The sequence below is a fragment of the Bradyrhizobium sp. 31Argb genome, from assembly GCF_043638955.1.
Taxonomy (GTDB): Bacteria; Pseudomonadota; Alphaproteobacteria; order Rhizobiales; family Xanthobacteraceae; genus Bradyrhizobium.
Window position 1 is genome coordinate 21,875 of record NZ_JBEGDB010000013.1, and the last position, 25,798, is coordinate 47,672.

21 protein-coding genes and 1 tRNA gene are annotated in these 25,798 nt (G+C 62.6%); 13 read left to right on the forward strand and 9 right to left on the reverse strand.

Going from position 1 to position 25,798, the window contains the following annotated elements:
* Window positions 1-365 precede the first annotated feature (365 nt).
* From AAFX91_RS04445 to AAFX91_RS04455, 3 genes are all read left to right on the forward strand, one after another.
* The gene (locus tag AAFX91_RS04445) at window positions 366-2,531 is read left to right on the forward strand and encodes a glycogen debranching N-terminal domain-containing protein (RefSeq protein ID WP_394565662.1); all 2,166 of its coding nucleotides are present in this window, start codon (window positions 366-368) and stop codon (window positions 2,529-2,531) included.
* A gap of 228 nt (window positions 2,532-2,759) precedes the next feature.
* The gene (locus AAFX91_RS04450; protein ID WP_130578057.1) at window positions 2,760-4,580 is read left to right on the forward strand and encodes a glycoside hydrolase family 15 protein; all 1,821 of its coding nucleotides are present in this window, start codon (window positions 2,760-2,762) and stop codon (window positions 4,578-4,580) included.
* Between the two features lie 10 nt (window positions 4,581-4,590).
* Entirely contained in the window at window positions 4,591-5,055 is a 465-nt protein-coding gene (locus AAFX91_RS04455) for a HEAT repeat domain-containing protein (protein ID WP_130578056.1), read from the forward strand.
* A 155-nt stretch (window positions 5,056-5,210) separates the two neighbouring features.
* Here AAFX91_RS04455 and AAFX91_RS04460 read toward each other — a convergent pair whose 3' ends face one another.
* The 3 genes from AAFX91_RS04460 to AAFX91_RS04470 all read right to left on the reverse strand — a co-directional run bounded on the left by AAFX91_RS04460 (window position 5,211) and on the right by AAFX91_RS04470 (window position 8,795).
* Window positions 5,211-6,308: a beta-propeller fold lactonase family protein gene (locus tag AAFX91_RS04460; RefSeq protein ID WP_245475806.1), complete on the reverse strand. Its 1,098-nt coding sequence runs from the start codon at window positions 6,306-6,308 to the stop codon at window positions 5,211-5,213.
* A 244-nt stretch (window positions 6,309-6,552) separates the two neighbouring features.
* Window positions 6,553-8,079 carry a sensor histidine kinase gene (locus tag AAFX91_RS04465; protein ID WP_394565663.1) on the reverse strand — a complete coding sequence of 509 codons (1,527 nt, stop codon included), beginning with the start codon at window positions 8,077-8,079 and terminating at the stop codon, window positions 6,553-6,555.
* Window positions 8,076-8,795, reverse strand: coding sequence for a response regulator (locus tag AAFX91_RS04470; protein WP_282528118.1), 720 nt, complete (start codon window positions 8,793-8,795; stop codon window positions 8,076-8,078). The genes AAFX91_RS04465 and AAFX91_RS04470 overlap by 4 nt, the downstream gene beginning before the upstream one ends.
* A 1,270-nt stretch (window positions 8,796-10,065) precedes the next feature.
* On the opposite strand from AAFX91_RS04470, the gene AAFX91_RS04475 reads away from it, so the two are divergent.
* On the forward strand, window positions 10,066-10,278 hold the full coding sequence (locus tag AAFX91_RS04475; RefSeq protein ID WP_394565664.1) for a hypothetical protein: 213 nt from the start codon (window positions 10,066-10,068) through the stop codon (window positions 10,276-10,278).
* Here the strand turns inward: AAFX91_RS04475 and AAFX91_RS04480 are convergent.
* Together AAFX91_RS04480 and AAFX91_RS04485 are read right to left on the reverse strand one after the other, a co-directional pair.
* The gene (locus AAFX91_RS04480; protein WP_394565666.1) at window positions 10,275-10,577 is read right to left on the reverse strand and encodes a hypothetical protein; all 303 of its coding nucleotides are present in this window, start codon (window positions 10,575-10,577) and stop codon (window positions 10,275-10,277) included. The genes AAFX91_RS04475 and AAFX91_RS04480 overlap by 4 nt on opposite strands.
* A 166-nt stretch (window positions 10,578-10,743) precedes the next feature.
* Window positions 10,744-11,754 (reverse strand): acyltransferase family protein, encoded by a 1,011-nt coding sequence (locus AAFX91_RS04485; protein ID WP_394565667.1) that lies wholly within the window; start codon window positions 11,752-11,754, stop codon window positions 10,744-10,746.
* A 627-nt stretch (window positions 11,755-12,381) separates the two neighbouring features.
* Here AAFX91_RS04485 and AAFX91_RS04490 point away from each other — a divergent pair.
* The 4 genes from AAFX91_RS04490 (at window position 12,382) to AAFX91_RS04505 (ending at window position 17,138) form a co-directional block, all read left to right on the forward strand.
* The gene (locus tag AAFX91_RS04490; protein ID WP_394565668.1) at window positions 12,382-13,092 is read left to right on the forward strand and encodes a helix-turn-helix domain-containing protein; all 711 of its coding nucleotides are present in this window, start codon (window positions 12,382-12,384) and stop codon (window positions 13,090-13,092) included.
* Window positions 13,093-13,188: 96 nt separating this feature from the next.
* Window positions 13,189-13,860 (forward strand): 2Fe-2S iron-sulfur cluster-binding protein, encoded by a 672-nt coding sequence (locus tag AAFX91_RS04495; RefSeq protein WP_394565669.1) that lies wholly within the window; start codon window positions 13,189-13,191, stop codon window positions 13,858-13,860.
* Between the two features lie 3 nt (window positions 13,861-13,863).
* Window positions 13,864-14,850, forward strand: a complete 987-nt coding sequence (locus AAFX91_RS04500) for an FAD binding domain-containing protein (protein ID WP_394565671.1) — start codon at window positions 13,864-13,866, stop codon at window positions 14,848-14,850.
* 11 nt (window positions 14,851-14,861) lie between these two features.
* The gene (locus AAFX91_RS04505; protein ID WP_394565672.1) at window positions 14,862-17,138 is read left to right on the forward strand and encodes a molybdopterin cofactor-binding domain-containing protein; all 2,277 of its coding nucleotides are present in this window, start codon (window positions 14,862-14,864) and stop codon (window positions 17,136-17,138) included.
* A 91-nt stretch (window positions 17,139-17,229) separates the two neighbouring features.
* Here the strand turns inward: AAFX91_RS04505 and AAFX91_RS04510 are convergent.
* From AAFX91_RS04510 to AAFX91_RS04520, 3 genes are all read right to left on the reverse strand, one after another.
* A tRNA-Val gene (locus tag AAFX91_RS04510) sits at window positions 17,230-17,304 on the reverse strand.
* A gap of 129 nt (window positions 17,305-17,433) precedes the next feature.
* Window positions 17,434-18,720, reverse strand: a complete 1,287-nt coding sequence (locus AAFX91_RS04515) for a hypothetical protein (RefSeq protein WP_394565673.1) — start codon at window positions 18,718-18,720, stop codon at window positions 17,434-17,436.
* 117 nt (window positions 18,721-18,837) lie between these two features.
* Window positions 18,838-19,440 carry a DUF1134 domain-containing protein gene (locus AAFX91_RS04520; protein ID WP_130584020.1) on the reverse strand — a complete coding sequence of 201 codons (603 nt, stop codon included), beginning with the start codon at window positions 19,438-19,440 and terminating at the stop codon, window positions 18,838-18,840.
* 92 nt (window positions 19,441-19,532) lie between these two features.
* On the opposite strand from AAFX91_RS04520, the gene AAFX91_RS04525 reads away from it, so the two are divergent.
* Window positions 19,533-20,057: a YHS domain-containing (seleno)protein gene (locus tag AAFX91_RS04525; protein WP_207234686.1), complete on the forward strand. Its 525-nt coding sequence runs from the start codon at window positions 19,533-19,535 to the stop codon at window positions 20,055-20,057.
* A gap of 20 nt (window positions 20,058-20,077) precedes the next feature.
* Here AAFX91_RS04525 and cysQ read toward each other — a convergent pair whose 3' ends face one another.
* Window positions 20,078-20,902, reverse strand: coding sequence for a 3'(2'),5'-bisphosphate nucleotidase CysQ (cysQ, locus tag AAFX91_RS04530; RefSeq protein WP_394565674.1), 825 nt, complete (start codon window positions 20,900-20,902; stop codon window positions 20,078-20,080).
* Between the two features lie 238 nt (window positions 20,903-21,140).
* On the opposite strand from cysQ, the gene chpT reads away from it, so the two are divergent.
* The 4 genes from chpT to AAFX91_RS04550 all read left to right on the forward strand — a co-directional run bounded on the left by chpT (window position 21,141) and on the right by AAFX91_RS04550 (window position 25,762).
* Window positions 21,141-21,785 carry a histidine phosphotransferase ChpT gene (gene chpT, locus AAFX91_RS04535; RefSeq protein WP_394565675.1) on the forward strand — a complete coding sequence of 215 codons (645 nt, stop codon included), beginning with the start codon at window positions 21,141-21,143 and terminating at the stop codon, window positions 21,783-21,785.
* 290 nt (window positions 21,786-22,075) lie between these two features.
* A complete protein-coding gene (locus AAFX91_RS04540; protein ID WP_130581069.1) occupies window positions 22,076-24,817 on the forward strand; it encodes a hybrid sensor histidine kinase/response regulator in 2,742 nt (913 codons plus the stop codon).
* A gap of 27 nt (window positions 24,818-24,844) precedes the next feature.
* On the forward strand, window positions 24,845-25,315 hold the full coding sequence (locus tag AAFX91_RS04545; RefSeq protein WP_027578765.1) for a chemotaxis protein CheW: 471 nt from the start codon (window positions 24,845-24,847) through the stop codon (window positions 25,313-25,315).
* Window positions 25,316-25,396: 81 nt separating this feature from the next.
* Window positions 25,397-25,762, forward strand: coding sequence for a PleD family two-component system response regulator (locus AAFX91_RS04550; protein WP_028165519.1), 366 nt, complete (start codon window positions 25,397-25,399; stop codon window positions 25,760-25,762).
* Window positions 25,763-25,798: the final 36 nt, after the last annotated feature.

Here is a 25,798-nt window from a genome sequence, read left to right on the forward strand (position 1 = left end):
CGCCCACTGGTAGCGCGACTTCTTCGGAGAAGCAACGACCAGCCCTCCAGCGTTATGATAGTTCGCCACTCGAAGGGATGTGCGTCTGAAACGCTGACCTATTCGCTACAGGCATTTGCGACTGCGGCGCCTGAGTCCTTTGAGCCAGCGCGTGTGCGGAAATAAGATCCCCACCGGGCCCCCAGGGGGAGAGCAAGGTATCGTTCGTTCTTGTCGGAAACCTAAATCCAGCTGGCAGATGAGACCGAAACGCGTAATGCTTCTGCCTTAGCAATGCTTCTAGAGAAGCTTGCAGCCTCATCTGGTCGTTGTTGATGCCATTGTTGCGATCGCGGGCACCAAGTGGTCGAATTCGGGAGCATCCCATGCCATTTAAGGTTCAGGTTGGTCCGCATCAAATCTCGATCCATCAGGGGCAAACAGTGCTGGTCAGCGAACCAGACGCACAAATCAACTGGCCAACTGAAAAGGGACTTTATTTCCTTGATACAAGGGTAATCAGCAGCTGGGCCGTCTACGCAAATGGTGAACCCTGGGATCTTCTCAATGGAGGTTCCATCACCCATTACGCGTCCCGAATTTATCTTACGAACCACGGGATTCCCTCCGCCGACGGCTTGATCCCGCCGCGCACGCTCGGTTTCGTGATCAGCCGATACATCAATGGCGGGATGCACGAGGATCTCGACATTACAAATCACGGCACGAAGCGGGTACGCTTCCAGCTCGAGATCGCGATACGGTCGGACTTCGCAGACATTTTCGAGGTAAAATCGGGCGATATTGTGCGCCGCGGGCGGATCACCACGACATGGTCGTCGGCGAACCAGGAACTTCGCACATGCTATCGCAACAGCGATTTCGTCCGCGCAGTAACCGTTGCTCCTGTACATCGCCAGAGCGAAATCGAGTACGCCAATGGCCGATTGAGCTTCGAAATCAGCCTCGAGGCGGGCGAAGCTTGGCATTGCTGCTTGCTCTATGCGTTGGAGGACGGCGACCGACACTTCGCTGCACCGGACGCGTGTGTGCACAACCATGAACGAACCCGCCACGCCGAGGCGCTCTCGGACTGGCTCCAATCGGTACTGAAGATCCGCTGCAGTAACGAGGAGTTCTACCGCCTTTATCGCCAGGCGCTGGAGGACATGGCGGCGCTTCGGCTCCCGATCGCCGGCACCGATCACATGGTGTTCCTGCCTGCCGCCGGCTTGCCGTGGTTTGTGGCTCCGTTCGGCCGGGACAGCTTGATCGTGTCGCTACAGAACATGCTGATCTATCCAGATTTCGCCCGTGGAACGCTCGACATCCTGGGCTCGCTCCAGGCGAAGGAACGGGACGATTATCGTGACGCGGAGCCGGGAAAGATCCTGCATGAAATCCGCTACGGAGAACTCGCTCATTTCAAACTGATCCCGCACACGCCATATTACGGCACGGCCGATGCGACGCCGCTCTATCTCATCACGCTACATGCGGCCTGGCGGGCAACGGGCGACAGGGCGCTGTTGGATCAGCATCTTGAGACCGCGGAGGGATGCCTGTCCTGGATAGACAACCACGGTGATAGCGACGACGATGGATTCCAGGAATATCAGACCCGCTCTCCGGTCGGCTACGAGAATATGGGCTGGAAGGATTCCGGAGACAGTGTGGTTTATCCTGACGGATCGCTTGTCAAGGGACCGAAGGCGCTGTGCGAGTTGCAGGGGTATGTCTATGACGCCTGGCTGCGCATGGCGGAAGTGTTCGATGAACTCGGCAAGACACGCCGTGCCGCGGATCTGCGAAGGAAAGCCGCAGCACTCTTCAAACGGTTCAACGAGACCTTCTGGGATGAGGAGTTGGGTTTCTACGCCCTGGCGCTGGATGGCGAAAAGAAAAGGGTCCTCACGGTTGCCTCCAATGCCGGCCATTGCTTGTGGTCAGGCATCGTTCCGCAGGAACGCGCCGGAAAGGTCGTGCAACGTCTCATGGCATTGGACATGTGGAGCGGTTGGGGCATCCGCACGCTGTCGGCCTCGAACCCAGCGTTCAACCCATACAATTACCAAACCGGGTCGGTCTGGCCCCACGACAATGCCGTCATCGCTCTCGGCTTCAAACGATATGGATTCCACGCAGAGGCCGCAAGGATCGCGCGCGATATCAGCGATGCAGGAAGCCACTTCCTGTCCAATCAGTTGCCGGAGCTCTATACGACGATCGAGCGTGATCGAAGGAGCTTTCCCGTTCAATATCTTGGCGCCAACATCCCACAGGCCTGGGCAGCGGGGTCGGTCTTCGCATTTCTGCAGGCGATACTTGGGTTCGCGCCGGACGCTCCGAAGGGAAAGCTGTACGTTGATCCATCTCTGCCGCAATGGTTGCCCGATCTGACCGTACTCGATCTGCGGCTTGGTACAGGGCTATTCGACATCCGTTTCTGGCGCGATGGCGATGAGACGCGCTTTGACGTCCTGCGAGGCGCTCCAGGAGCCGTCCAAAGGAGGCCCTTCGGTGCACGGCTGGAGTTTCCACATTCAGCGTAGAACGCTTAAGCTATCGAAAGTGCAGACCAGTTGATCTCGATGCGAACGATGTTTTTCGGACCTCTTAGCGGATTCTGAATTTCAGAAATCTTACTGGCGAGCGGCCGCGGGCGAGGGTTGCAAGCAAAAAAGTTGAATATCCGGTGTGTCTTTTCGCCGCCTCAGGGCATTGACGATACGCCCATCGTGGGGCTCGATCAGCGTCGAGCGAGCGGAGGAGACGAGATCATGGGCTACAAGCCGATCGAGTCCTACGGCGTCATCGGCGACCTGCACACCGTTGCCCTGGTTGGCATCGACGGCTCCATCGACTGGTGCTGCCTGCCGCACTTTGACTCGCCGAGCGTCTTCGCGGCGATCCTCGACGACCAGAAAGGGGGCTCATTCCGCATCGCCAGTCTCTACGAGGCGCAGCACAAACAGATGTACATGCCTGACAGCAACGTTCTGGTGACGCGCTTTCTTAGCGACCAGGGCGTCGGTGAGGTCGTGGACTTCATGCCGGTCCAAAGCGCGCGCGAGATCAGAAAGATCCATCAGATCGTCCGGGTGGTGCGGGCGGTGCGCGGGTCGGTCCGCTTCCGCCTCGACTGCCGGCCGGCTTTCGACTTCGCCCGCCGGCCCCACCAGGTCGTCCTGGAGGGCCGGGGAGCGATCTTCGAGGCGCAAGGCATGAAAGTCTCGCTAGTCAGCCGCTTCCCGCTTGGTCGGCAGGGCGACGGCGTCGCTGCCGAGTTCGTCCTCAACCCCGGCGAGACGACCACGTTCATCCTCCGCCAGGTGGAGGAGAACGGCCACGACAGCGTTCATGACGGGGTCCTGCTCGAGGCGCGGCTGGTCGGCACGGAGGCCCTGACGCAGACCCTGGCCTTTTGGCGGCAGTGGCTGAGGAAGTGCAACTATTCAGGTCGCTGGCGCGAGATGGTCCACCGCTCGGCGCTGGTGTTGAAGCTGCTGACGTTCGCGCCGACCGGCGCGATCGTGGCGGCGCCGACCTGCGGGCTGCCGGAAGAGATCGGCGGGGTGCGCAACTGGGACTATCGCTACACTTGGGTGCGCGACGCCGCTTTCACCAATTACGCCTTCCTGCGCCTGGGGCTGACGTCGGAGGCAGAGCAGTTCATGGCCTGGTTGGAGCAACGGGCCGTTGAGGGCACCCGGGGCGACCCGTTGCAGACTATGTATCGCATCGACGGCGGGCGCGAGTTGCCCGAGGAGGTCCTCGGCCACCTCGATGGCTACCGCGGCTCGCGTCCGGTGCGAGTCGGCAACGCCGCTGCCGACCAGTTGCAGCTCGACATCTATGGCGAGTTGATGGACGCCGTCTACCTGTACGACAAGTACGGGACGCCGATCGCCTATGATTCCTGGTGCCATTTGCGCAAGATGCTGGACTGGGTGACGAACAACTGGGAGCGAGCCGACGATGGCATCTGGGAGGTGCGCGGTGGACAGCAGCAGTTCGTCTACTCCAAAGTGCAGTGCTGGGTGGCGCTGGATCGGGCGATCCGCCTTGCGCAGAAGCGGAGCCTGCCGCTGGACCGCACCCGCCTGGCCGCGGAGCGGGACCGCATCTACGAGGCCATCATGACGCACGGCTGGGACACGGAGCGGCAGACTTTCGTGCAGCACTTCGCCACTGACGCGGTGGATGCGTCCAATCTGATCATGCCGCTCGTCTTCTTCCTGTCGCCGACCGACCCCCGCATGCGCGGGACGCTGGACCGGACCATGGCGGAGCTGGTCTCCGACAGCCTGGTGCACCGCTACGAGATCGGCAGAGGAGCCGGCGACGGCCTGACCGGGAGCGAGGGGACGTTCAATATGTGTACGTTCTGGCTGGTGGAAGCGCTGGCCCGGGCGGGCCGCGCCGAGGAGGCCCGCTTCATCTTCGAAAAGATGTTGACCTACGCCAACCACCTCGGTCTGTACGCCGAGGAGACAGGTCCGTGTGGCGAAGCGCTGGGCAACTTCCCGCAGGCATTCACTCACATCGGGTTGATAAGCGCCGCGTTCAACCTGGACCGCCGGCTCGGCGCGGGGCCTTGAGGGTCGGGCCATGAGCGCGCAGTTCGCTTACCTAGGGACTTCCGTTCCAGACTGGGCGAGGGAGCTTTCGAGCACCGATCCGCTCCAGCGCCGCCTCGGCGCATATGCCCTGGGCGAGATCGGCCCCGCGGCAACCGAGGCTATGTCCGACCTCGCCGCGGCCCTCCAGGACCCGGTTGCGTTCGTGCGCGTCTGGGCGGCGGCGGCCCTGGCCCGGGTGGCGCCATCGGGTGGAGAGTCGGTCACCGTCCTCATCGCGGAGTTGGGCAACGAGCTTGGCTTCGTCCGCAGCCTGGCGGCCTGGCACCTCGGTCGCCTCGGTCCGGCCTTCCCGGGGATCGAACAAGCCCTCCTCCCTCTCCGACAGCTAGCGGGCGATCAGGATCCGAGCGTGCGGGTGGAGGCCGCGCTAGCGCTGGGGATGCTCGAGGGGAAGGGCGCCCCGCCGCCGGAGCTGAGGTCTTTGTGTACTTGAGCGACAGCGAGCCCGTGGCTGATGGTCGCCAACGCAATCCTATTGAAGCCATCCTGGCTCACGTCGATGGCCATCATTGGGGAGTAGAACAAGCGCAATCGCGGAGGCGCAACGCACGATCTCCGCGGAACAGAGCCCAAAAAAAGCGAGTACGCTCACTGCACGTCGACAATCTCGACCCAGTTCGCTCCACTTCCCACTGGATAGCGACTAGGCTCGCCGAGTTTGCCCGTGCTCTGGTCGATCTTGTAGACCGAAAGGTGATCCGACTTTTCACCCGACGCGACGAGGTACTGGCCGCTCGGATCGATCCCAATGCCGCGCGGCTGCGCCTCGGTCGCGAAATTGGCGACGTAGGCGAGCCTGCCGGTTCCGGGTGCCACGGTGAACAAGGCGATCTTGCTGGTGGTACGTTCGGTCGAATACAGAAACTTGCCGTTGGGCGTGATTTGGATGTCAGCAGCCCAGACTTTCGGCTTCTCGTCCTTCGGCAGCGCTGAGCCGGGCGTCGGTGCAGCGCCGACGGGCGCCTGCGGCGTACCCCAAGCGAGGCCGGCATCCGCCGGCACCGAGCTAATGCTCTCGACGAGGGTCAACGTCCCCTTGCCGGAATCGACCGCATATTGCGTGACGTGCCCCGACAATTCGTTGAGCACATAGAGGTTCTTGTTGTCGGGCGACAACGCCATGTGGCGGGGGCCGTGACCCGGCCCCGGACTGACCGCCGCCGGGACGTTGGGCGTGAGTTTGCCGGTGTTGTTGTCGAAAGTAAATTGCAACACCTGATTGGCGCCGAGCGTGGCCGCGTACACGAATTTGTTGCTGCGATCGGGCAAGATCGAATGCGCGTTGCGGCCGGTGGGGATCACTTGAATCGCTTCCGCCTCGACCAGCCCATTCTCGTCGATCGGGCTCACGGCGAGTTTGTCGCCGCCATAAGAGGCGGTGAACAGGTAGCGCCCGGTGCGATCGGTCGAGACATAAGGCATGCTGTCGGGAAGCGGCGCCGATGCCTTCTGCGTGATCACACCGGCTGCCGGATCAATGGAGTAGGTCAATACGTGCGGCGGCTGCGAGCGTACCACGGCATAGAGGTGCTTCTTGTCCGGGCTCACTGCCATTGGCATGACCAGCTTGCCGGCCTCGGCCTTTCCGATCGGCGTGAGCGAGCCGGTGCTCGTGTCCATGGTGTAGGCATCGATGTTGCCGTCCTGCGCGTTCGACACATAGACGAATGTCTTTGCGGCACACATCAGCGTTGCTCCGATTGTAAGCAGCAGTGCTAGTGCAAGACGCGTCGCTCCACTCGTTAGCGTTTTCATTTTGACCTCTCCCTGGACCTGTCAAAGGCATGTCGCTTGGCGGCATTCAGCGAGAATGCGTCCGCGCACAACCGACGGTCGGAATCAGCCCGCTGTCGTGCACCGGACCTTGATCAATATTCTGGATCGAATTTCAAACAGCGTATTGTGGCAAGGCATTATCTCGATGGTATGCTCAAGTGGAAACGCTGCGGGTTGCCGGTTCGAGAGCGTTGATATTGTCCTTCACTCCTGCGACCGTGACCCGGACCCCGATGGGAGGAGGTCCGCTATTGGGAGGAGGTCCGCTATCCAGCGGTGGCAGGCTAATGGCCGCGCGCAGTCCCTTCTGCTGGTTGATCAATGTGATATCTCCGCCATGGTGGCGGACTGTGGTCCGCGCAATAGAAAGACCAAGACCGACGCCTCCAGTTTCGCGATTCCGCGAATTCTCCATCCGAAAGAACGGCGTAAAAACCTGCTCCTTGGCGTTGTCCGGAATACCGGGTCCATCATCCGAGACGATGATTTCGATGCTGTCTGCTCGCCTCTCTACGCTGACCCGCGCCCGCTCGCCATAACGGATGGCATTTTCGACGAGGTTGCGGCACGCGCTCCGCAGCGCGTCTGGTCGGCAGCTATAGCTGATCTTCGCCCCCTCCGAGAACGAAACATCGTAGCCGAGTTCGGCGAGATCGTCGCAAAGACTTTCCACGAGAGCGGAGAGGTCCACCGTACGTGTGGCTTCTGCGGTCGCATCCTCGCGGGCGAATGCGAGGGTTGCCTCCGTCATCGTCTGGATCTCTGTAATCGTGGAGAGCATTTTCTCCCGCACTTCCTGATCAGGCACGAATTCTGCACGCAAACGGAGTGAGGTCAGAGGTGTGCGCAGATCATGGCCGATGGCGGCCAGCATTCTGGTTCGATCGTCGACGAAACGATGCAGGCGTGCCTGCATGCGATTGAATGCCTCGGCCGTACGCCGGATATCGTCGGGGCCGGTCTCCGGCAGCGGTACGATCTCCTGACCGCGGCCAAGGGCTTCGGCCGCCACGGCCAGGCGACGCAATGGTTGCGCGATGCCGCGCGCGGCGAATACGGCAATGATCGACAACAACAACGCCGACAGGCCGAGCGTCACCGTGGATTGGGAGGTCCAGAAGCCGTCTTGCGCAGGTTTGGCAAATGCAGTGTTCAGCCATGCGCCGTCCGCCAATTGAACGGCCAAACCCATGCCGGTGCTGTCATCGAGATAGAGAAATTTCGCTGGCCGGGACAGCGGCCAAGCTCCCGGCTTGAGATCGATCCATTGCGAGGAGGTGGCGCTGCTACTGCTGGCCGAATTTCGGACGAAATCCGGTCTCACCTCGACGGGCGCGCTGTGGCCGGGAAAGGATACGCGCGGCAACGGCTGGGCCAAACGCTCCCACGCCTCCTCTCGCCAGGCGGGGGCATCCTTCAGGCCGTTGGCCGATATCCAATATCTTGCTGAACTGGTGTTGCTGGCGTTCAGGATATCGGACTGAAGCGCTGGAGGCGTCGCCTCTAAGACCCGGGCGAGCGAGGCGCACCGGCTGAAAATCTCGCCCTTGGCGGCCTTCCGGATTGCCTGCCCATGCTCATCCCAGGAAATGAAGAACACCACTGCTTGCGACAGCATGAGGGATAGCAGCGTGAAGCAGATGAAGCGGGCCGCCAGGCTGCGCTTCCATAAGCTCATCATGGCCGTTCGACCTGTGCGACGAGGCTGTATCCACCGCCCCAGTGAGTCTTGATCAAGGCCGGCACCTTCGGATCGGCCTCGATCTTCTTCCGCAACCGGCTGACCTGATTGTCAATGCTCCGGTCGAACGGATCGGCATCTCGGCCGACCGTCAAGTCGAGGAGCTGATTGCGGCTGAGCACCAGACCGGGATGGTCGACAAAGGCGCATAGGAGCCGAAACTCAGCGGTGCTGAGCGGCACAGCAACGCCATCGTGTCCCACCAACTCGCGCCGGCTGATGTCAAAGGTCCACCGATCGAAACGTACGATCTTGGTCGCGAGCCGGCCTTTCTGCGGCGGCAGGCTTTGGACTCGGCGAAGCACCGCTTTGATACGGGCAAGGAGTTCGCGCGGATTGAATGGCTTGCACACGTAGTCATCGGCGCCGATTTCGAGGCCGACGATCCGATCGGTCTGTTCCACCATGGCAGTCAACAGGATAACGGGAAGGTCCGTGGTGCTGCGGAGATGGCGGCAGAGAGACAATCCGTCCTCACCCGGCATCATGACGTCGAGAACCACCAGGTCAAAGGCACTTCGTTCGAGCAGACGGCGAAGTGCAGCGGCGCTCTCCGCAAGGCTGATGCGGTAGCCATGTTGCATCAAGTATTTGCCGACCAGATCGCGGATGTCGCGATGATCATCCACGACGGCGATGTGCGGTGCCGAGTCCATCCAGTTGCTCCGTTCCACATCATACCGAAGTCCAGCGTTCAACCCACCGGAAAAGTGTAACAGAATGTATCGGTCGCGCAGGGTTGAACCCGTTTTAAGTACAAGCAGTCGCAGAATCCGGTCCCGGTGAGCCACTTTGTTGCAAAGTCGTATGGCATAGGACTCGATGCAGTTCCGCAAAGCCGTATTGAAAGCAAGGTGATCGAAGAGGAGGGGACAGAAGCACGGCTCCAACTTGTCGCGAACTATGCAGTGCAGCGTTCCTGAGACAGATCGCGACAATTACCGGTCATGGTCGGCAAAGTTCTGCGACAACCAGATCCCATCGTGCGCACGTTCGACAAAGGCAGGAGCGCTGCATGTGCGTTGCGATCGATGCTGTTTTTGGCAGCATAGTTTCCGAAAGTCCGAGGGGCTCATCAGCCGAGAGCGATGAAGACTACGCCACACGGAAGGGACCGTGTTTTTGCAGATCCGCATTTCGGATAAGTTGGCTGCTCGTCTTCGTGTTGCGGAATGCGTCTTCCTCGACGACGCCCCTTGATCTGACGTATGGCGCAAATAGCACAGCCATTTCACGCCTCGTGACGGAGGGCGACTGTTTGACGTCCGAGCGAGATCTCAAATTCGTATGCGGAAGTGTCCGAATTCACTTTGGCCGTTTCGATGAGATCAAGCACTCATACTCGAACGCCACACCCTCCGGATCATTCTCCTCAAACCACGTCTCGGCGGCGTCTGCCAGCGGCCGAGGGCGGTCAACGAACTGGGCTTCCGCCGAGCCGTCACGCAAACGGAGCAGTGCTACCGTCCTCGCGCGAGTCTAGGCCGGAGGAGCGGCGTACTGCGGCAAGGTAACCTGGAAACTCCTCCGGGTTTCGGACTGCCACGTCTAGATACGCGAGAAGTCGCCGAGCGAACTGATCAGCGAAAAGAGCGGACTCGGCGGATCGCAAAGCTCTTCGATATTGAAGTTGCTGGAAACCCGCCACCAGCGCAGCGGCCGTTGCCGCGAGCAGAAAGTCGCGCAAATAGGGGCCGAGACTGAGCAACAAAGCAAGAAGGCTGGACCAGATGGAAGCGTATAGAACTTGATGTGGCGGCTCCAGAAGCGCGCCCGTCCATGGTCGGAAGTCGGAGACGTCCTCAAGCGCCGCGCACATGGCTTTCGCCATCGCTTGTTCTCGGGAGGGTCGATTCGGGTACGTGGCGAGTATGACCGCATGGTCCCAGGCCGCCTGCCGCAGATGAAGCATCCAGGTTCCGAGGGGTGGCACCCCATCGTGGACAGGGCCTCCAGCGCTTGTTTCTGGCCGTCAGGGAAGCTAAGGCGCTGGATTTAGGTTGGACCATGCTGGTCACCGATACCCAACCCGACAACGTCTACTCCCAACGCAACCTGGAGCGCGCCGGCTACGTCCGCTGCGATCCGGAGCAGCGCTGGTGCGAGCCCTCGGTCTACTATGCCAAGCAGATCGCCTAGCGGCGAGCACGGATGCTAAGTACCCGCGTCACCTTGACCCCGGGGGCGCCTTCATTCTCGAACACTAGAGCGCGGATGGTGCAGATGGCGTGATTGGCGGTCTCGTCGACCCCGTTAGGGGGACCACAGACAGCGGTGATGCGCCGGAGCTCGGTCTCGGACAGCGAGTTGAGATCGCATTCACCGAGCGAGACGCCGACGACACGCTGATCAATCAAGGTGCCGCGACAGGAGAACGGCTGCTGCGCCATGACCGGTGAGGCGCCTAAGACAAGAAAGGTAACGACGGCGTAACGCATTCCTGATTTCCATCTTTTGGCCCCGTGTCCTCCTTTCGGAGGGTGCGGGGCCTTTTTTGCGTTTCTGGGCCACTGCGAGATGGGAATACGCGATCCCTGATCGCCAGCACCGGCCACTCCACCAGACGCGACATGAACGCACCAAACAAGACCGAGCCGGCGACCGTCACCACCGCAACAGCCAGCCATTGCGTGGTGCTGCCTTCCTGCAGCAAAGGGTGATGGATCGGTGCACGACGCCGACAACCGCCACATGCCAGAGATAAATGCCGTAGGAGTACATGCCGATCCAGGCCAGCACGGCCGCAGTCCGCCCAGCCAGCTTGAGATGCAGCGTTCCGATCAATAGCGCCGTCGCGGACATCGTGATGATAGGGATGATCCTGTTGATGGGCACGCCGGCGAGTTTTGGCATCGGGAGTGTAACGATCGCCAGGAGCAGCGCGCCGGCGGCGAGTAGCGGCCAGCGCCAGGCATGGAATCCGGCGAAGAGGTCAGGGGAGAATTCTGCCAAAGCACGAACCCCGACGCCGACCAGAAGGGCATCGGCCCACAGATGCGTCGCCACCATCGTCTGGACCGCCATGTAAGGGTCTCCAGATGCTGCGTATGCCACCCGCAACAGGGTGGTGAACACCGGAGCCATCAGGAACAACGGCGCGATCCATCGCATCAGCCCGAGCCGTACGATGGCAAGGAGCAGGAAGGGGAGCGCCAGATAGAAATGCTCCTCGACGGCGAGGCTCCAGGTATGCAGTGCAGGATTGGGTCCGACGTAATTGTGCAGGAACAGCGCATTGGGCCAGTAATCGGCCAGCTGGTCATGGAGAGATGCCCTGCCCCTGAGGATCGGCATCGCCACGAGATAACCCAAAAACACGAAATAGGCGGGCCAGATCTTCAACCCGCGTCGGATCAGGAACCGCCTGATATCGATCGATCCGTGACGCTGAACCTCAGAGATCAGAAGTCCGCCGACGAGATAGCCTGACAGCGTGAAGAACAGCGGCACACCGAATCCACCATATTCATGCCAGGCCCATGCGAACGAGCCGATGATGCCGTCATCCGGCGCTGCGACCAGGAGGTGTGCACCGATCACAAGCAGGATGGCGAAGGCTCTGATGACATCAAGTTGGACAGATCTGGCCGGCCGTGCCGCCGGTGTGCTGGCCATTTGAAACCTCTAAAATATGTAGCTTCATCATATATATGGGTGGTCGTTAACAACCTGAATTATACATACAGTGGGTGTGCACCACAAGGGGGTGTCTGGGCCCGATATCAGAGGCGGCTACAAAGCAAGAGAAACACGGCGAGCGCAACTGATGCGCTTATGGCGTCGTGCCACATGGCTTACGATCGCTAGGGTTTGTCGCGGAGAGTGCGCTTTAGCGCCTCCTCCAGCACGGCTAAGCCATTCGGCTGGTTGCCGGCTCCCCAGGACCGGGCAAGATGGTAGAAGTGCTCGATCTGACGTATGGCGCAAATAGCACAGCTATTTCACGCCTTGTGACGGAGGGAGATTGTTTGACGTCCGAGCGACATCTCAAATTCGTATGTGGAAGTGCCCGAATTCACTTCGGCCGTTCGGTGAGGTCAAGCGAATTGATTTGATCAAGGAAAGGTACCTGCCATGGCTTTGACCCCGATGATCGGAGAGGGTGAACTCCGTGTCACAGATGAGACCCGATCGGAGTCACCGGATACGTGTTCATGGCTTGATGGTGCAATCGTCTTCGACCATCGCCGCTGGTCCTGCCGGGAAGCAGAATTAACCTGGACGGCGCCCTCGCATCTGATCGTGCTGACCCATACAGGCAAGACCGCGCGAACGCGGATTTCGTGCTCCGGCGAACTCGTCTATGACGGCCGGGACAGGCCGGGCGCGCTCTCCTTCATCCCCGCAGGTGTCGAGCGCTCCGGCAGTTATTGCGAGCCGGATCTCGTCTACTCCGCCCTATGGCTCGATCACGCTCGGTTCGGATGCGCGCGTTCGGCGGAGACGTTGCCAATATTGGTCAATCGCGCCGATGCGGTTGTCGCCGCGCTGTTGACGGCGCTGCATAACGACGTTGCATTCGGCGGCAAGCCGGACACTGCTTATGTCGAGCATCTCGCCGCCATTGCGATGCATCGGGTCATGGCGCTCGACGGTGGCAAACCCAGTCCAAGTGCACATGGCGCGCTCGGCAAGGCGACGCTCCGCAGGATTGAGGAATACGTCGAGGAGCACCTCGGTGGGGAAATCAGGCTGAGCGATCTCGCGGCGATCGCAGACATGGAGATCGATTCCTTCGCGCGCCGCTTCAGGACGGCGATCGGAATGGCTCCCTACGCCTTTGTGATCGCGCGGCGGATTCGCCGCGCTGAGCAGCTTCTTGCGGATTCCGACCACGAACTTGCGCTGATAGCGGCGAGACTAGGCTTCTCCAGCCAGAGCCATTTCACCACGGCATTCAAACGCGAGCGAGGCATGACGCCCCGAGCCTACCGGCAACAGCTTTTTTCCTGAATCCTGTAAGAGCGCCGGAATCGTGAAAGAACGCCCGAAGCGGCGCGCCTATCTTGCGCCGAGCAAGCACGGGGTGCGCAAGGGAGCGAGCTCGACATGGCCGACTGCAAGGACCGACGCCCGACCGATGACGGGCCGACTCGAAGGAGCGTGATTCAGGGGGCCGCGGCAGCGACGGCGCTGCTCACCGTTGGGATCGCCGACGCTGTGCCGGCGCTTGCTCAGTCTAGCAGTCTTGTCGAGCCTGCAGCCGGAACGACGAGAATCCCCGTAAGTCTGATCATCAACGCCAGCCTGACTTCAGTCGAACTCGATCCGCGCACCACGCTGCTCGATGCGCTGCGCCACCAGCTTGGTCTGACCGGGTCCAAAAAGGGCTGCGACCATGGTCAGTGCGGCGCCTGTACGGTCCTGATCAACGGCAGGCGAGTTAACTCCTGCTTGACGCTCGCGGTCATGCATCAAGGCGACGAGATCACGACGATCGAGGGACTGGCCCGGGGCGAGGCGCTGCATCCGATGCAGGCTGCGTTCATCGCGCGCGACGGCTTCCAGTGCGGCTATTGCACGCCGGGCCAGATCTGCTCGGCCGTCGGCATGCTGAACGAAGCCAGGGACGGCTGGCCGAGCCATGTCACGGACGATCTCGTTGCACAGACCACGCTGAGCGATGCCGAAATTCGCGAGCGCATGAGCGGCAATCTCTGCCGTTGCGCCGCCTATCCCAACATCGTCGCGGCCATTCGCGATGTCGCCGAGAGGACCTGAACGATGAAGCCGTTCACCTATGAGCGCGCATCCGGCCTGCGCGAGGCGGCCGCCGCGGTGGCCGCGCGTCCCGGCACCAAATTCATCGCCGGCGGCACCAATCTCATCGATCTGATGAAGCTGGAGATCGAGCAGCCGATACATCTCGTCGATATTAGCCGCCTGCCACTGCGCTTGATCGAGGAGACGCCGGAAGGTGACCTGCGTATCGGGGCACAGGTTCCCAATAGCGATCTCGCAGCCGACATGCGGGTGAGAACCCGCTATCCACTGCTTTCGCAGGCGCTCCTCTCGGGTGCTTCCGCCCAGCTCCGCAACAAGGCCAGTACTGCCGGAAATCTGCTGCAACGTACGCGTTGCCCGTATTTCTATGAACGCGACATGCCCTGCAACAAGCGCGATCCCGGCTCGGGCTGCAGCGCGCGCGGCGGCTTCAACCGGCTTCACGCGATCCTTGGCGCCAGCGAGGCCTGCATGGCCGTCCACCCATCCGACATGGCGGTGGCCATGACCGCGCTCGATGCGCGGATCGAGACGATACAATCCGACGGCCGCACACGGGTCTTTCCGCTTCGAGAACTGCACCGTCTGCCGGGAACGACGCCGCACATCGAGACCACGCTCGCCGCTGGCGAGATGATCACCGCTGTGATCTTGCCGCCACCGCCGCCGGGTCGGCAGCTCTACCGCAAGGTCCGCGACCGCGCGTCCTACGCTTTCGCCCTGGTCTCGGTCGCGGCAATTGTCGACGTCGCCGCCGGACGCATCCGTGGCGCGCGCATCGCAATGGGCGGCGTTGCGCCCAAGCCATGGCGCTCTGCCGAAGGCGAGCGGGCTCTTGCCGGACAGCCCGCGGGTGAAGAGACCTGCGCCGCGGCCGCCGATGCGGCCCTTTCCGGCGCGCGCGCCGAAGGCCACGCCGCCTTCAAGATCGAGCTGGCGCGGCGCACGCTGCGCCGGACGCTCGCTGAAACCGTCCAAGACGTTTGAGGCATAAGACGATGGCTCAAGATTACATCGTTCAGGCGACATCGCGCCCCGGCGCTGCCGCGCCGATCGGCCAGCCCGTGGACCGTATCGACGGAGCGCTCAAGGTTACGGGGAGGGCGCGCTACGCTTACGAGCACAGGCTCGATCGCGCGCCGGCCTTTGGCTGCATCCTTGGTGCGAGCATCGCCAAGGGACGTATCGTCGAGATCGATACCGGCGATGCCGAGCGCGCACCCGGCGTGATCCTGGTGATGACGCACAGGAACGCACCGAGCCAATCGGCCTTCGGTCCGGCTGTCACGCCAACTGTGCCGGAGGTGTTCACGCGGGCCCGCCCGGTGCTGGCGAGCGAGCGTATCCGCTATCATGATGAGCCGGTCGCGCTGGTCGTCGCCGAGACCTTCGAGGAAGCGCGAGGGGCCGCGGGGCTGATCAGGCTGCGCTATGCGAGCGAACCGGGCGCGTTCGACCCCGCAGCGCCGAATGCCGAAATCTACCGGCCCGAACGTATCAATGCCGGCTTCCCCACGGACTCGACACTTGGCGACTTTGACCGCGCTTTCGCCGAGGCGCCGGTCAAGCTCGACGCCGTTTATGCGACGCCGTTCGAGAGCCATAATCCGATGGAACCGCATGCGGCCATCGCCGAGTGGGATGGGGACCGGCTGACCGTCCATACTTCGGCGCAGACGCTGGCGAATATCCAGGCCGGCTTGGCCAATACGCTGCGCATCTCGCCGCAGAATGTCAGGGTCATCAGCCCCTTCATCGGCGGCGGCTTCGGTTCCAAGCTGATCGTTCATCCCGAGACGGTCTGCGCCGCACTGGCCGCGCGCGTTCTCGGCCGGCCGGTTAAGGTCGCTCTGACGCGACGGCAAATGTTCGCCAGTGCCGGCCATCGCGCGGCAATGAAGCAGCGGGTCCGGCTCGGCGCGAACCGCGACGGCCGCCTGACCGCGATCGAGCATGAGGTCACCTCTTCGACATCTCGTTTCGAGGAGTTCGCTGAGCAGAGCGCGGTGCCGACGCGAGCGCTCTACGCAGCAGCGAACCGGCGTACGATGCATCGCCTGGTACGCCTCGACACCAATCGTGGTGAATGGATGCGGGCACCCGGCGAAGCATCTGGCCTGCTCGCGCTTGAATGCGCGATGGACGAACTTGCCGAACAGCTCGGCCTCGATCCGATCGACTTGCGCATCCGCAACGAGCCGGAGCGCGATCCGGAGCGCAACGTGGCCTTCTCCAGCCGAAACCTGATCGCGTGCATGCGCGACGGGGCCGAGCGCTTCGGCTGGCGCGACCGCCCGGTGAAGCCGGGCAGCCGTCGGGAAGGCCGCAAGCTGATCGGCTATGGCATGGCAGCCGCGATCCGCGCCAATTATCTCGGTCCGGGCTCGGCTCGTGTCGCCATCGATGCGCGGGGGCAAGTCACGGTGCAGGCTGACATGACCGATATCGGTACCGGCACTTATACGATCCTGGCGCAGGTTGCGGCCGAGCGGCTGGGCGTGCCGCTCGCGGCCGTCAAGGTCGAGCTTGGCGACAGCAGCCTGCCACGCACCGCCGGTTCGGGTGGCTCCTGGGGCGCATCGAGTTCGAGCACGGCGGTCCACAATGCCTGCCTGATACTCCGGGAGCAGATCGCCTCGGCAGCCGCATCGCATGAGCGTTCGCCCTTGCGTGGCGCGAACATTTCGGAAGCTCGTTTCGAGGGGGGAAAACTCCACCTCGGCTCACGCTCGGAGAGCCTCGGCAATCTTCTGGCCCGGATCGCGCCGAACGGATTAGCGGCCGAGGGCTCTGCGGCCCGCGGCGAAACCTATCGCACCTATTCCCAGCATGCGTTCGGCGCGCATTTTGCCGAGGTCGCGGTCGATATCGACACGGGCGAACCACGGCTGCGGCGCATGCTTGGCGTCTTCGCCGCCGGTCGCATCCTCAATCCGAAGACGGCGCGTTCGCAAATGATCGGCGGCATGATCTGGGGCGTCGGGGCGGCGCTGATGGAACAGACCGTGCTCGATCCTCGCCACGGCCATTTCGTCAACCACGATCTCGCCGAGTACCACGTTCCCGTGCATGCCGATATTCCAAGCGTCGAAGCCATCTTCCTTCCCGAGGAGGACGACAAGGGCAATCCGCTGGGCGCCAAGGGCATCGGCGAGCTCGGCAACTGTGGGGCGGGAGCTGCAGTCGCAAACGCGATCTATAACGCTACCGCTGTGCGTGTCCGCGACTTTCCGATCACGCTCGACAAGATCTTTCCCGAACTGCCTGTCGGCTGAACTCATACCGACGTGCCCCTATTGTGCCCTAGCTCTTTTGGGGTACCCGTCAGAGAGTTAAGCCGCTAAGTCATTGAATCTATGGAATTAATGGTGGACGCACAAGGGATCGAACCTTGGACCTCTCCCGTGTGAAGGGAACGCTCTCCCGCTGAGCTATGCGTCCGGGATCTCGTCGCGGCCGGAGGCCGGAAACGGCATCCGATCGGAAATGGCCTTACGGCCGGAGCCCGCGATTTACGAAGGGCAGGGGCGGGGTGTCAAGCCAAAGCCGACCCCAAAGCGTGAAAGAGCCTTATGCCCCCTGCTGACGGGCGCGGGAAGCGTGGGATTGCAGCGCCCGGATGCGTTCGGCGAGCGTTCCGCCGCCTTCGGGCAGGCCGCTTGCGGCGGGCACGCCATTGGCGGCTTTCGGTCTCGCCTTCGGTCCCCCCTTGGCCGGCACCGCCGGCTCTGCGGCTAGCATAGCCTCGATCGGCGAATCCGGCCCTTCGAGCTGGATCGCCAGCTTTGCCACCTCGGCGGCAATGTCGTTGATGCGCTCGCGCAGCAGCGCGTTCTCCATGCGCTCGGTCGCCCAGGAGTTCTCCGCCTGCTCCTGGATCGCGTTGATGTCGCGCTGCAGCTTTGACCGCTCGTCGCGGGCGATGCGGAGCTGTTCTTCCAGAGTGGCCTTCTCGCTTTTCAGCTTCTCGAGGGCGGGCGATTTGCCGCCATTCATCGCCGCGCGCAGTTCCTTCACGGTGCGCTCGGCTGCCTCACTGGCCTGCCGGAGCTGGTTGTTCTCGAATTCCCGTTCGGCCAAGAGCTTGCCCTGGGTCGCAAGCCGCCCCTCCAGTTGGTTGACGCGGTTGCCGAGTATCTGGGCTTCGTTGACCTGGACGCTCAATTGACGGTCGAGGTCGGTGACGCGCTGGTTCAGACTCTCGGCCCGGCTCCGCGCGTCCGCGAGCTCGCGGGTCGCGGCCTCAGATGCGCTGCGTTCCTCGGCCAGGCGGGCCTGGGTGGCGGCGAAGTCTCTTTCAGCGTCGCTGACCCGGTCCTTCAATTCCTCGATCTGGGTGCGGACGGAGATCAGCTCGATCTGGCGGCTATCCGCCGCCATCGAGCGGTCGTTCAGGTCGGCATTGATCTTGCCGAGCTCGTTCTGCTTGTTCGCCAGCGCCTGCTCGGCGGCGCGCAACTGCTCGGTCTTGGCGCCGAACTCCTCTTCGGTGGCGCGGGACTGATCCTTCATCGCCTTTTCGCGCGCCTCGAGGGCGAAGATGGCGGCGTTCTTCTCGCCGAGTTCGATCTTCATGCGGTTGATCGCGTCGGTCTTTTTGCCGAGTTCGGCCAACTGGCTCGTGGTCTTGCTCTTGAGCTGCTCGACGCTCATCTCGAGCCGCCGCGCCGACATCGCGAATTCCGCGCGCAACTGGTCCTTGTCCGCCTGGATCTCGGCCATCGACAGCGGGGTTGCGGCCTCGATACGCCGGGTCGTCAGCCGCACCGCCCGGTTATGCACCAGCGGCACGATCATCAGACCGCACAGCATCGAGACCAGAAAACCGATCGCCAGATACATGATCGGTTCGACCATGAATGGGTTACTCCCGCGATAATAAATCGTTAATCACAATGCCACGGGCGGCCGGCAAAACGCCAGCCAAATGCCTGTCCGCGGTGAGGGATTCACGTTAAGGCGTTAACGGCGGGGTCAGAACGGGTTCCAGGTCGCACGCGGGGTATATTTCAGGTAGCCGACATTGGCGCCAAGCCTGAGCCCGATGCCGGAACGGATCGGCACCAGCACGATATTGTTGGCCGTCAGCGCGGTCATGCCGAAACCGCCGACGATATAGGCCGAGCCGTCGATGCCGACGAAGCGCTGGTAGATCGCTTGCGTGGAGGGCAGGTTGTAGACCAGCGTCATGGTGCGGGCGCCATCGCCGCCCCAGTCGAAGCCGACCGAGGGCCCCTGCCAATAGACCCGCAGGTCGCCCGCGTTCTTGGTGTAGAGCGTGCCTTCCCCATAGCGCAGGCCGGCGACGAAAGCGCCGGAGCCTTCTTCGCCGAGCACGTAGCCATTGGGCAGGCCCCACTGGCTGACCGCGCGTTCGATGACGGAGGCAAGCCCGCGCGAGACGTTACCGAAGAATTTGTGGCCGGCGGCAACCAGTTCGTCCGGCCCATAGGTGCTCGGACTGGGCTCACGTTGCGGCGGCGGGTATTGCGGCGGGGCCTGCTGGGCGGCAACCGGCGCAATCCAGCACATCAGCGCAGCGAGCGCTGCCGCGGCAAAGCGTGATGCGAAACTCATAAAGAACCCCTGCGATCGAAATTCTGGTCGCCGCCTTAACCTGACGCCAACAAGGTCGGCTCTAGCTTGCGCCCAGTGTCCCCTCGACTCCAATGTTATCGATATCAACTATGACGGTACAACGGCAGGAAATATACCGCCGACGCCCCGGAATAGCCTTTTTCAGCTTCGCCGTCGGCCTTTTAGCTTTGATCGGCATTGATTCGGCAGTCCGGGCCGCTACAACCGAGCGGGTGGTGGTCAATCACTATTCCGGCCTCGCCATCGAGGGATTCGACCCGGTGGCATATTTTACCGATGCCGCTGCCCTTGAGGGCTTGCCGGACTTTGAGGCTGCGCAGGCAGGCGCGGTCTGGCGCTTCCGCAATGAAGGCAACCGCGCCTCCTTTGTCGCCCATCCGGAAATCTACGGTCCGCAATTCGGCGGCTACGACCCGGTCGATCTTGGCCGCGGCGTCACCTATGCCGGCAATCCGCGATTCTGGGCGGTGGCCGGGCAGCGGCTCTATCTGTTCGGCCGGGAGGACAACCGGGACGCCTTTGTCGCCGATCCCGGACGCTTCCTGAAAGACGCCACCGCCCGCTGGCCGGAGCTGGAGCAGACGCTGGCGCAGTAGCGCCCTCGACAAAACAAGTTCTAAGGCGCAGCGGCGGGATCGCCCCAGGCAATGAATTCCGGCACGATAAAATCATCCCGCAGGCCGAAGCGCAGCGCCGCTCCCTGCGAATCCGTGATCTTGCCGCCGGCGGCGGTGACCACGGCATGGCCGGCCGCGACGTCCCATTCGGAGGTCGGCGCAAGGCGGGGATAGATATCGACCTGGCCTTCGGCCACTCGTCCGAACTTCACCGCGGAGCCGAGTTCGGCCCGCACCGCGCTGCCCCGCCCGGCGATAAAGGCCTCCGTGCGCGCATCGCCATGGGAGCGGCTGACCGCCACGGTCCAGGGGGTTCCGCGCGGCGGGTGAGGGCGGGTGCGAATCGGCTCGACAACCGGTGGCGCGCCATCGCGAACGATCAGCCGCTCGGCGCCGCGGCCGACAATGCCGCGCCAGATCACGCCCAGGGCCGGGGCCCCGACGATGCCAAGCAGCGCCGTCCCTTCGGTCACCAGGGCGAGGTTGACCGTGAACTCGTTGCGGCCGGCGACGAATTCCTTGGTGCCGTCGAGCGGATCGACCAGGAAGAAGCTGTCTTTGTACGGCGGCCTTGCCAGATGCGTGCGCTCCTCGGAGAGCGACGGCACGTTTGGCGCAAGCCGCGCCAAGCCCTCGGCAATGATGCGGTCGGCTGCGAGATCGGCCTCGGTCACCGGCGAGCCGTCGCTCTTGCCCTCAACCTTCATGGCGCTGCGATTGACTGCAAGGATGGCCTCGCCGGCCCGGATCACCAGCTCCGTCAACGGTTCGATCAGCGCGGCCGCGGCATTGCCGTCGATCCGGGGCGAGCATGCCTCATTCATAAGCGGTTCTCATCGGCTAGAGCATGATCCGGAAAAGTGGAAACCGGTTTTCCGAAAAGATCATGCTCAAACAGAAAGATGAGATCATGATCCGATTCGGTCCAATCGGATCATGATCTAGTGTTCCCATCTCACTTCCGCCGCAAGCTGGCAGCATGCGCTTCCCCAGTGTATCAAACCCAAAAGCATGCGTGATTCGCTCCCGTCCGCGTGTATCGCGGCATTCCAGGAACACTTCATGTCTGGCACTTCGTCTCTCGGTCCCGCTCCCGATGCCCTCGAACTGGCGGCGCTGCTATGCTCGCGGGTCTGCCACGATCTCATCAGTCCTGTCGGCGCGATCGTCAATGGCCTTGAGGTCATCGACGACAATCCGAAACCCGAGGACCGCGATTTTGCACTCGACCTGATCCGCAAGAGCGCCAAGACCGCATCTGCCCGCCTGCAGTTCTGCCGGCTTGCCTTCGGTGCGGCCGGGTCGGCCGGCGCGCAGATCGATCTCGGCGACGCCCAGGCCATGGCGAAGGGGCATATCGAGGACGGCAAGGTGACGCTGACCTGGAATCTGCCGCGGCTGCTCTTGCCCAAGAACCGCGTCAAGCTGCTCCTGAATATGCTCGTGATCGCGCAGCAGACGATTCCGCGCGGCGGCACGCTGACGATCGATCCGGTCGACGAAGGCGAGACGATGAGCTTTCGCATCATCTCGGCCGGGCTGAACGCCCGCGTGCCGCAGAACATCGTCGATATTCTCGGCAGCACCTCCGCCGCGGTCGATGCCCATGCAGTGCAGCCCTATTACACGAGGCTGTTGGCGCAGGCCTGCGGATTGACCGTCAAGCTCGCCCTCGAGGGCGAGACCGTGGTGGTCAGCGCGTCCTGACGATTGCTGCATGATCTCCTGGCGCGCAGGCGCTCAAGAGATCATGCGCAAACAACGACGTAGAGCGCGATCGGAGGCGCGAAGCGAGTACGCCGCGCGCCGCGACGGCGGCCATAGCGTTAACCAATTGTTTGCAACTTGCCGTTGATTTCGATCTTTTCTTCTTATCTCTTTGTTGATCCCGTTCTTTTCCACATACTCAACCAAACTTAAACGCTTTGCATGGAAGCTGGTCCAAGTTCCGTAAGGCGCGTCGATGTCGCGTGCCGCTGCGTACGAAGGCCAGGTTCATGGACGATTTGATGCGAGAGTTTCTGACCGAGACCAGCGAAAGCCTGGATACGGTCGACAATCAGTTGGTGAAGTTCGAGCAAGAGCCGAACAACGCGAAGATTCTCGATAACATTTTTCGCCTGGTACACACCATCAAGGGTACCTGCGGCTTCCTGGGGCTTCCGCGACTGGAAGCGCTGGCGCATGCCGGCGAGACCTTGATGGGCAAATTCCGCGACGGCATGCCGGTCACGGCGGAAGCGGTGACGCTGATCCTGTCGAGCATCGACCGCATCAAGGAGATCCTCGCAGGACTGGAGGCAACCGAAGCCGAGCCGGAAGGATCGGACGAAGACCTCATCGTCAAGCTGCACGAGATGGCCGAGCGCAGTTTCGAATCGATGGCGGCGGAGGCCGGCGGCGAGCCTGCTGCTGAGGTAGCGGCGCCTGTCGTGGCCGCGCCGCCGCTGCAGCCCGCGGCGACGGAGGGCACGCTGGTGGTGCAGACGCTCGAACGTCCACTGCGCCCCGGTGAAGTCTCGCTCGACGAGCTCGAGCGCGCGTTCCGCGAAACCGCCACCGAAGTGACGCCGCCCGCACCGGCTGCCGCGCCCGCGGCCAAGCCCGCCGCGCATGAGCCGGCCGCAGAGGTTGCCAAGGAGAAGAAGGCGCCGAGGAAGACGGCCGCCGCCGAAGGCGACATGCACGAGTCCGACAAGGTCGCCAACCAGTCGATCCGCGTCAACGTGGATACGCTGGAGCACCTGATGACCATGGTCTCCGAGCTGGTGCTGACCCGCAACCAGCTCCTGGAGATCTCCCGCCGCAACGAGGACACCGAGTTCAAGGTGCCGTTGCAGCGTCTCTCGAACGTCACCGCCGAGCTGCAGGAAGGCGTCATGAAGACGCGCATGCAGCCGATCGGCAATGCGTGGCAGAAGCTGCCGCGCATCGTGCGCGACCTCTCGGGCGAACTCGGCAAGCAGATCGAACTGGAAATGCACGGCGCCGACACCGAGCTCGACCGCCAGGTGCTTGACCTGATCAAGGATCCCCTGACGCATATGGTGCGCAATTCCGCCGATCATGGTCTGGAGACCACGGCCGAGCGCGCGGCGGCCGGCAAGCCGGAGCAGGGCACCATTCGTCTCTCCGCCTATCACGAGGGCGGCCACATCATCATCTGCATCGCCGACAACGGCCGCGGCCTCAACACCGACCGGATCAAGGCGAAAGCTCTGGCCAACGGCCTCGTCACCGAGGCTGAGCTGGAGAAGATGACGGAAGCGCAGATCCACAAGTTCATCTTCGCGCCGGGCTTCTCGACCGCTGCGCAAGTCACTTCGGTTTCCGGCCGCGGCGTCGGCATGGACGTGGTGCGCACCAATATCGACCAGATCGGCGGCACCATCGACATCAAGTCGGTCGCGGGCGAGGGCTGCTCCGTCACCATCAAGATCCCGCTGACGCTCGCCATCGTGTCCGCGCTGATCGTAGAAGCAGCCGGCGACCGCTTTGCGATCCCCCAGCTCTCGGTCGTTGAACTGGTTCGCGCGCGGGCCAATTCCGAGCACCGCATCGAGCGTATCAAGGACACCGCCGTGCTGCGCCTGCGCAACAAGCTCTTGCCGCTGATGCATCTGAAGAAGCTGCTCAGGATCGATGACGGTTCGTCGAGCGATCCCGAGAACGGCTTCATCGTGGTGACGCAGGTCGGCAGCCAGACTTTCGGCATCGTGGTCGACGGCGTGTTCCACACCGAGGAAATCGTGGTCAAGCCGATGTCGACCAAGCTGCGTCACATCGACATGTTCTCCGGCAACACCATCCTCGGTGATGGCGCTGTCATCATGATCATCGACCCCAACGGCATCGCCAAGGCGCTCGGCGCTGCCGGCTCAGCCGCCCATGAGATGGCGGACGACAACGCCGCGGCCCATGTCAGCGGCGAGCAGCTCACCTCGCTCCTGGTGTTCCGTGCCGGCACCAGCCAGCCGAAGGCGGTGCCGCTCGGCCTCGTCACGCGCCTGGAGGAGATCGCCACCGACAAGATCGAGCTCTCCAACGGCCGCTACATGGTGCAATACCGCGATCAGTTGATGCCGCTGGTGCAGATGGCTGATGTCAATGTGCAGAGCTCCGGCTCGCAGCCGATCCTGGTGTTCGCCGACGACGGCCGCTCGATGGGGCTCGTGGTGGACGAGATCATCGACATCGTGGAGGAGCGGCTGCACATCGAGGTCGCGGGCTCGCAGGATGGCATTCTCGGCTCTGCCGTGATCAAGGGCCAGGCGACCGAAGTGATCGACGTCGGCCACTTCCTGCCGATGGCCTTCTCCGACTGGTTCAGCCGCAAGGAGATGCGGCCGTCCTCCAACGCGCAATCGGTGCTTCTGGTCGACGACAGCGCGTTCTTCCGCAACATGCTGGCCCCGGTCCTGAAGGCCGCCGGCTACAAGGTGCGTACCGCGCCGAACGCACAGGAAGGGCTGGCCGCGCTGCGTTCGGGACAGGCGTTCGACGTGGTGCTGACCGACATCGAGATGCCCGAGATGAACGGCTTCGAGTTCGCCGAGAGCATCCGCTCCGATCAGCATTTGAGTAGCGTTCCGATCATCGCGCTGTCGGCGATGGTCTCGCCGGCCGCGATCGAGCGCGGGCGGCAAGCCGGCTTCCATGATTACGTGGCCAAATTTGACCGTCCCGGCCTGATCGCGGCGTTGAAGGAACAGACCGCCGAGATCAGGAAAGCGGCATAGTTGAGTCGGGCACAAGGAATTGAAACGATGACCAGCAAGACCGACACCATCGAAGGCACCATGGCCGAATACGTCACCGCCGTGATCGGCGGGCAACTGTTCGGCCTGCCGATCTCACGCGTGCAGGACGTGTTCATGCCGGAGCGGCTGACGCGTGTGCCGCTGTCCTCCAGCGAGATCGCTGGCGTGCTCAACCTGCGCGGTCGCATCGTCACCGTGGTCGACATGCGCGCGCGGCTCGGCCTGCCGAAGAACGACGATGGCAAGCCGCCGATGGCGGTCGGCGTTGATCTCCGCGGCGAATCCTATGGCCTCTTGATCGATCAGATCGGCGAGGTGCTGCGGCTGCCCGATGACAGCCGCGAAGAGAATCCGGTCAACCTCGACCCGCGGATGGCCAAGCTCGCCGGCGGCGTCCATCGCCTCGACGGCCAGCTTATGGTCGTTCTCGATGTCGACCGCGTGCTCGAACTGATGCCGGATGCGAAGGCGGCCTAGTCATCGCGCTCCAGGCGGGCACGCCTATTGAAGAACTGAAACGGAAACGTCCCTTGCGGGATGAGGAAGTAGAGGCCCAACATGAGAACCTGTCTTGTCGTCGATGACTCCAGCGTCATTCGCAAGGTCGCGCGTCGCATCCTGGAAGGCCTGGATTTCCAGATTGTCGAAGCCGAGGATGGCGAGAAGGCGCTCGAAGCCTGCAAGCGCGCCATGCCCGCCGCCGTGTTGCTCGATTGGAACATGCCGGTGATGGATGGCTACGAATTCCTCGGCAATCTGCGCCGCATGCCCGGCGGCGATCAGCCCAAGGTGGTGTTCTGCACCACCGAGAACGACGTCGCGCATATCGCCCGTGCGCTGCATGCCGGCGCCAATGAATACATCATGAAGCCGTTCGACCGGGACATCGTCACCGCGAAGTTCCAGGAGGTCGGCCTGATCTGAGTGTCGTGTTCGATCCGGCGGCTGAAAGCCATCGGC

What these genes read in the sequence shown, in the direction of transcription:
- AAFX91_RS04545 (WP_027578765.1), top strand. Translation starts at nt 24,845, where the DNA reads ATGACCAGCAAGACCGACACCATCGAAGGCACCATGGCCGAATACGTC.
- AAFX91_RS04455 (WP_130578056.1), top strand. Translation starts at nt 4,591, where the DNA reads ATGAGCGCGCAGTTCGCTTACCTAGGGACTTCCGTTCCAGACTGGGCG.
- AAFX91_RS04445 (WP_394565662.1), top strand. Translation starts at nt 366, where the DNA reads ATGCCATTTAAGGTTCAGGTTGGTCCGCATCAAATCTCGATCCATCAG.
- AAFX91_RS04460 (WP_245475806.1), bottom strand. Translation starts at nt 6,308, where the DNA reads ATGTGTGCCGCAAAGACATTCGTCTATGTGTCGAACGCGCAGGACGGC.
- AAFX91_RS04540 (WP_130581069.1), top strand. Translation starts at nt 22,076, where the DNA reads ATGGACGATTTGATGCGAGAGTTTCTGACCGAGACCAGCGAAAGCCTG.
- AAFX91_RS04520 (WP_130584020.1), bottom strand. Translation starts at nt 19,440, where the DNA reads ATGAGTTTCGCATCACGCTTTGCCGCGGCAGCGCTCGCTGCGCTGATG.
- AAFX91_RS04500 (WP_394565671.1), top strand. Translation starts at nt 13,864, where the DNA reads ATGAAGCCGTTCACCTATGAGCGCGCATCCGGCCTGCGCGAGGCGGCC.
- AAFX91_RS04515 (WP_394565673.1), bottom strand. Translation starts at nt 18,720, where the DNA reads ATGGTCGAACCGATCATGTATCTGGCGATCGGTTTTCTGGTCTCGATG.
- AAFX91_RS04495 (WP_394565669.1), top strand. Translation starts at nt 13,189, where the DNA reads ATGGCCGACTGCAAGGACCGACGCCCGACCGATGACGGGCCGACTCGA.
- AAFX91_RS04505 (WP_394565672.1), top strand. Translation starts at nt 14,862, where the DNA reads ATGGCTCAAGATTACATCGTTCAGGCGACATCGCGCCCCGGCGCTGCC.
- chpT (WP_394565675.1), top strand. Translation starts at nt 21,141, where the DNA reads ATGTCTGGCACTTCGTCTCTCGGTCCCGCTCCCGATGCCCTCGAACTG.
- AAFX91_RS04470 (WP_282528118.1), bottom strand. Translation starts at nt 8,795, where the DNA reads ATGGACTCGGCACCGCACATCGCCGTCGTGGATGATCATCGCGACATC.
- cysQ (WP_394565674.1), bottom strand. Translation starts at nt 20,902, where the DNA reads ATGAATGAGGCATGCTCGCCCCGGATCGACGGCAATGCCGCGGCCGCG.
- AAFX91_RS04465 (WP_394565663.1), bottom strand. Translation starts at nt 8,079, where the DNA reads ATGATGAGCTTATGGAAGCGCAGCCTGGCGGCCCGCTTCATCTGCTTC.
- AAFX91_RS04485 (WP_394565667.1), bottom strand. Translation starts at nt 11,754, where the DNA reads ATGGCCAGCACACCGGCGGCACGGCCGGCCAGATCTGTCCAACTTGAT.
- AAFX91_RS04450 (WP_130578057.1), top strand. Translation starts at nt 2,760, where the DNA reads ATGGGCTACAAGCCGATCGAGTCCTACGGCGTCATCGGCGACCTGCAC.
- AAFX91_RS04480 (WP_394565666.1), bottom strand. Translation starts at nt 10,577, where the DNA reads ATGCGTTACGCCGTCGTTACCTTTCTTGTCTTAGGCGCCTCACCGGTC.
- AAFX91_RS04550 (WP_028165519.1), top strand. Translation starts at nt 25,397, where the DNA reads ATGAGAACCTGTCTTGTCGTCGATGACTCCAGCGTCATTCGCAAGGTC.
- AAFX91_RS04525 (WP_207234686.1), top strand. Translation starts at nt 19,533, where the DNA reads ATGTTATCGATATCAACTATGACGGTACAACGGCAGGAAATATACCGC.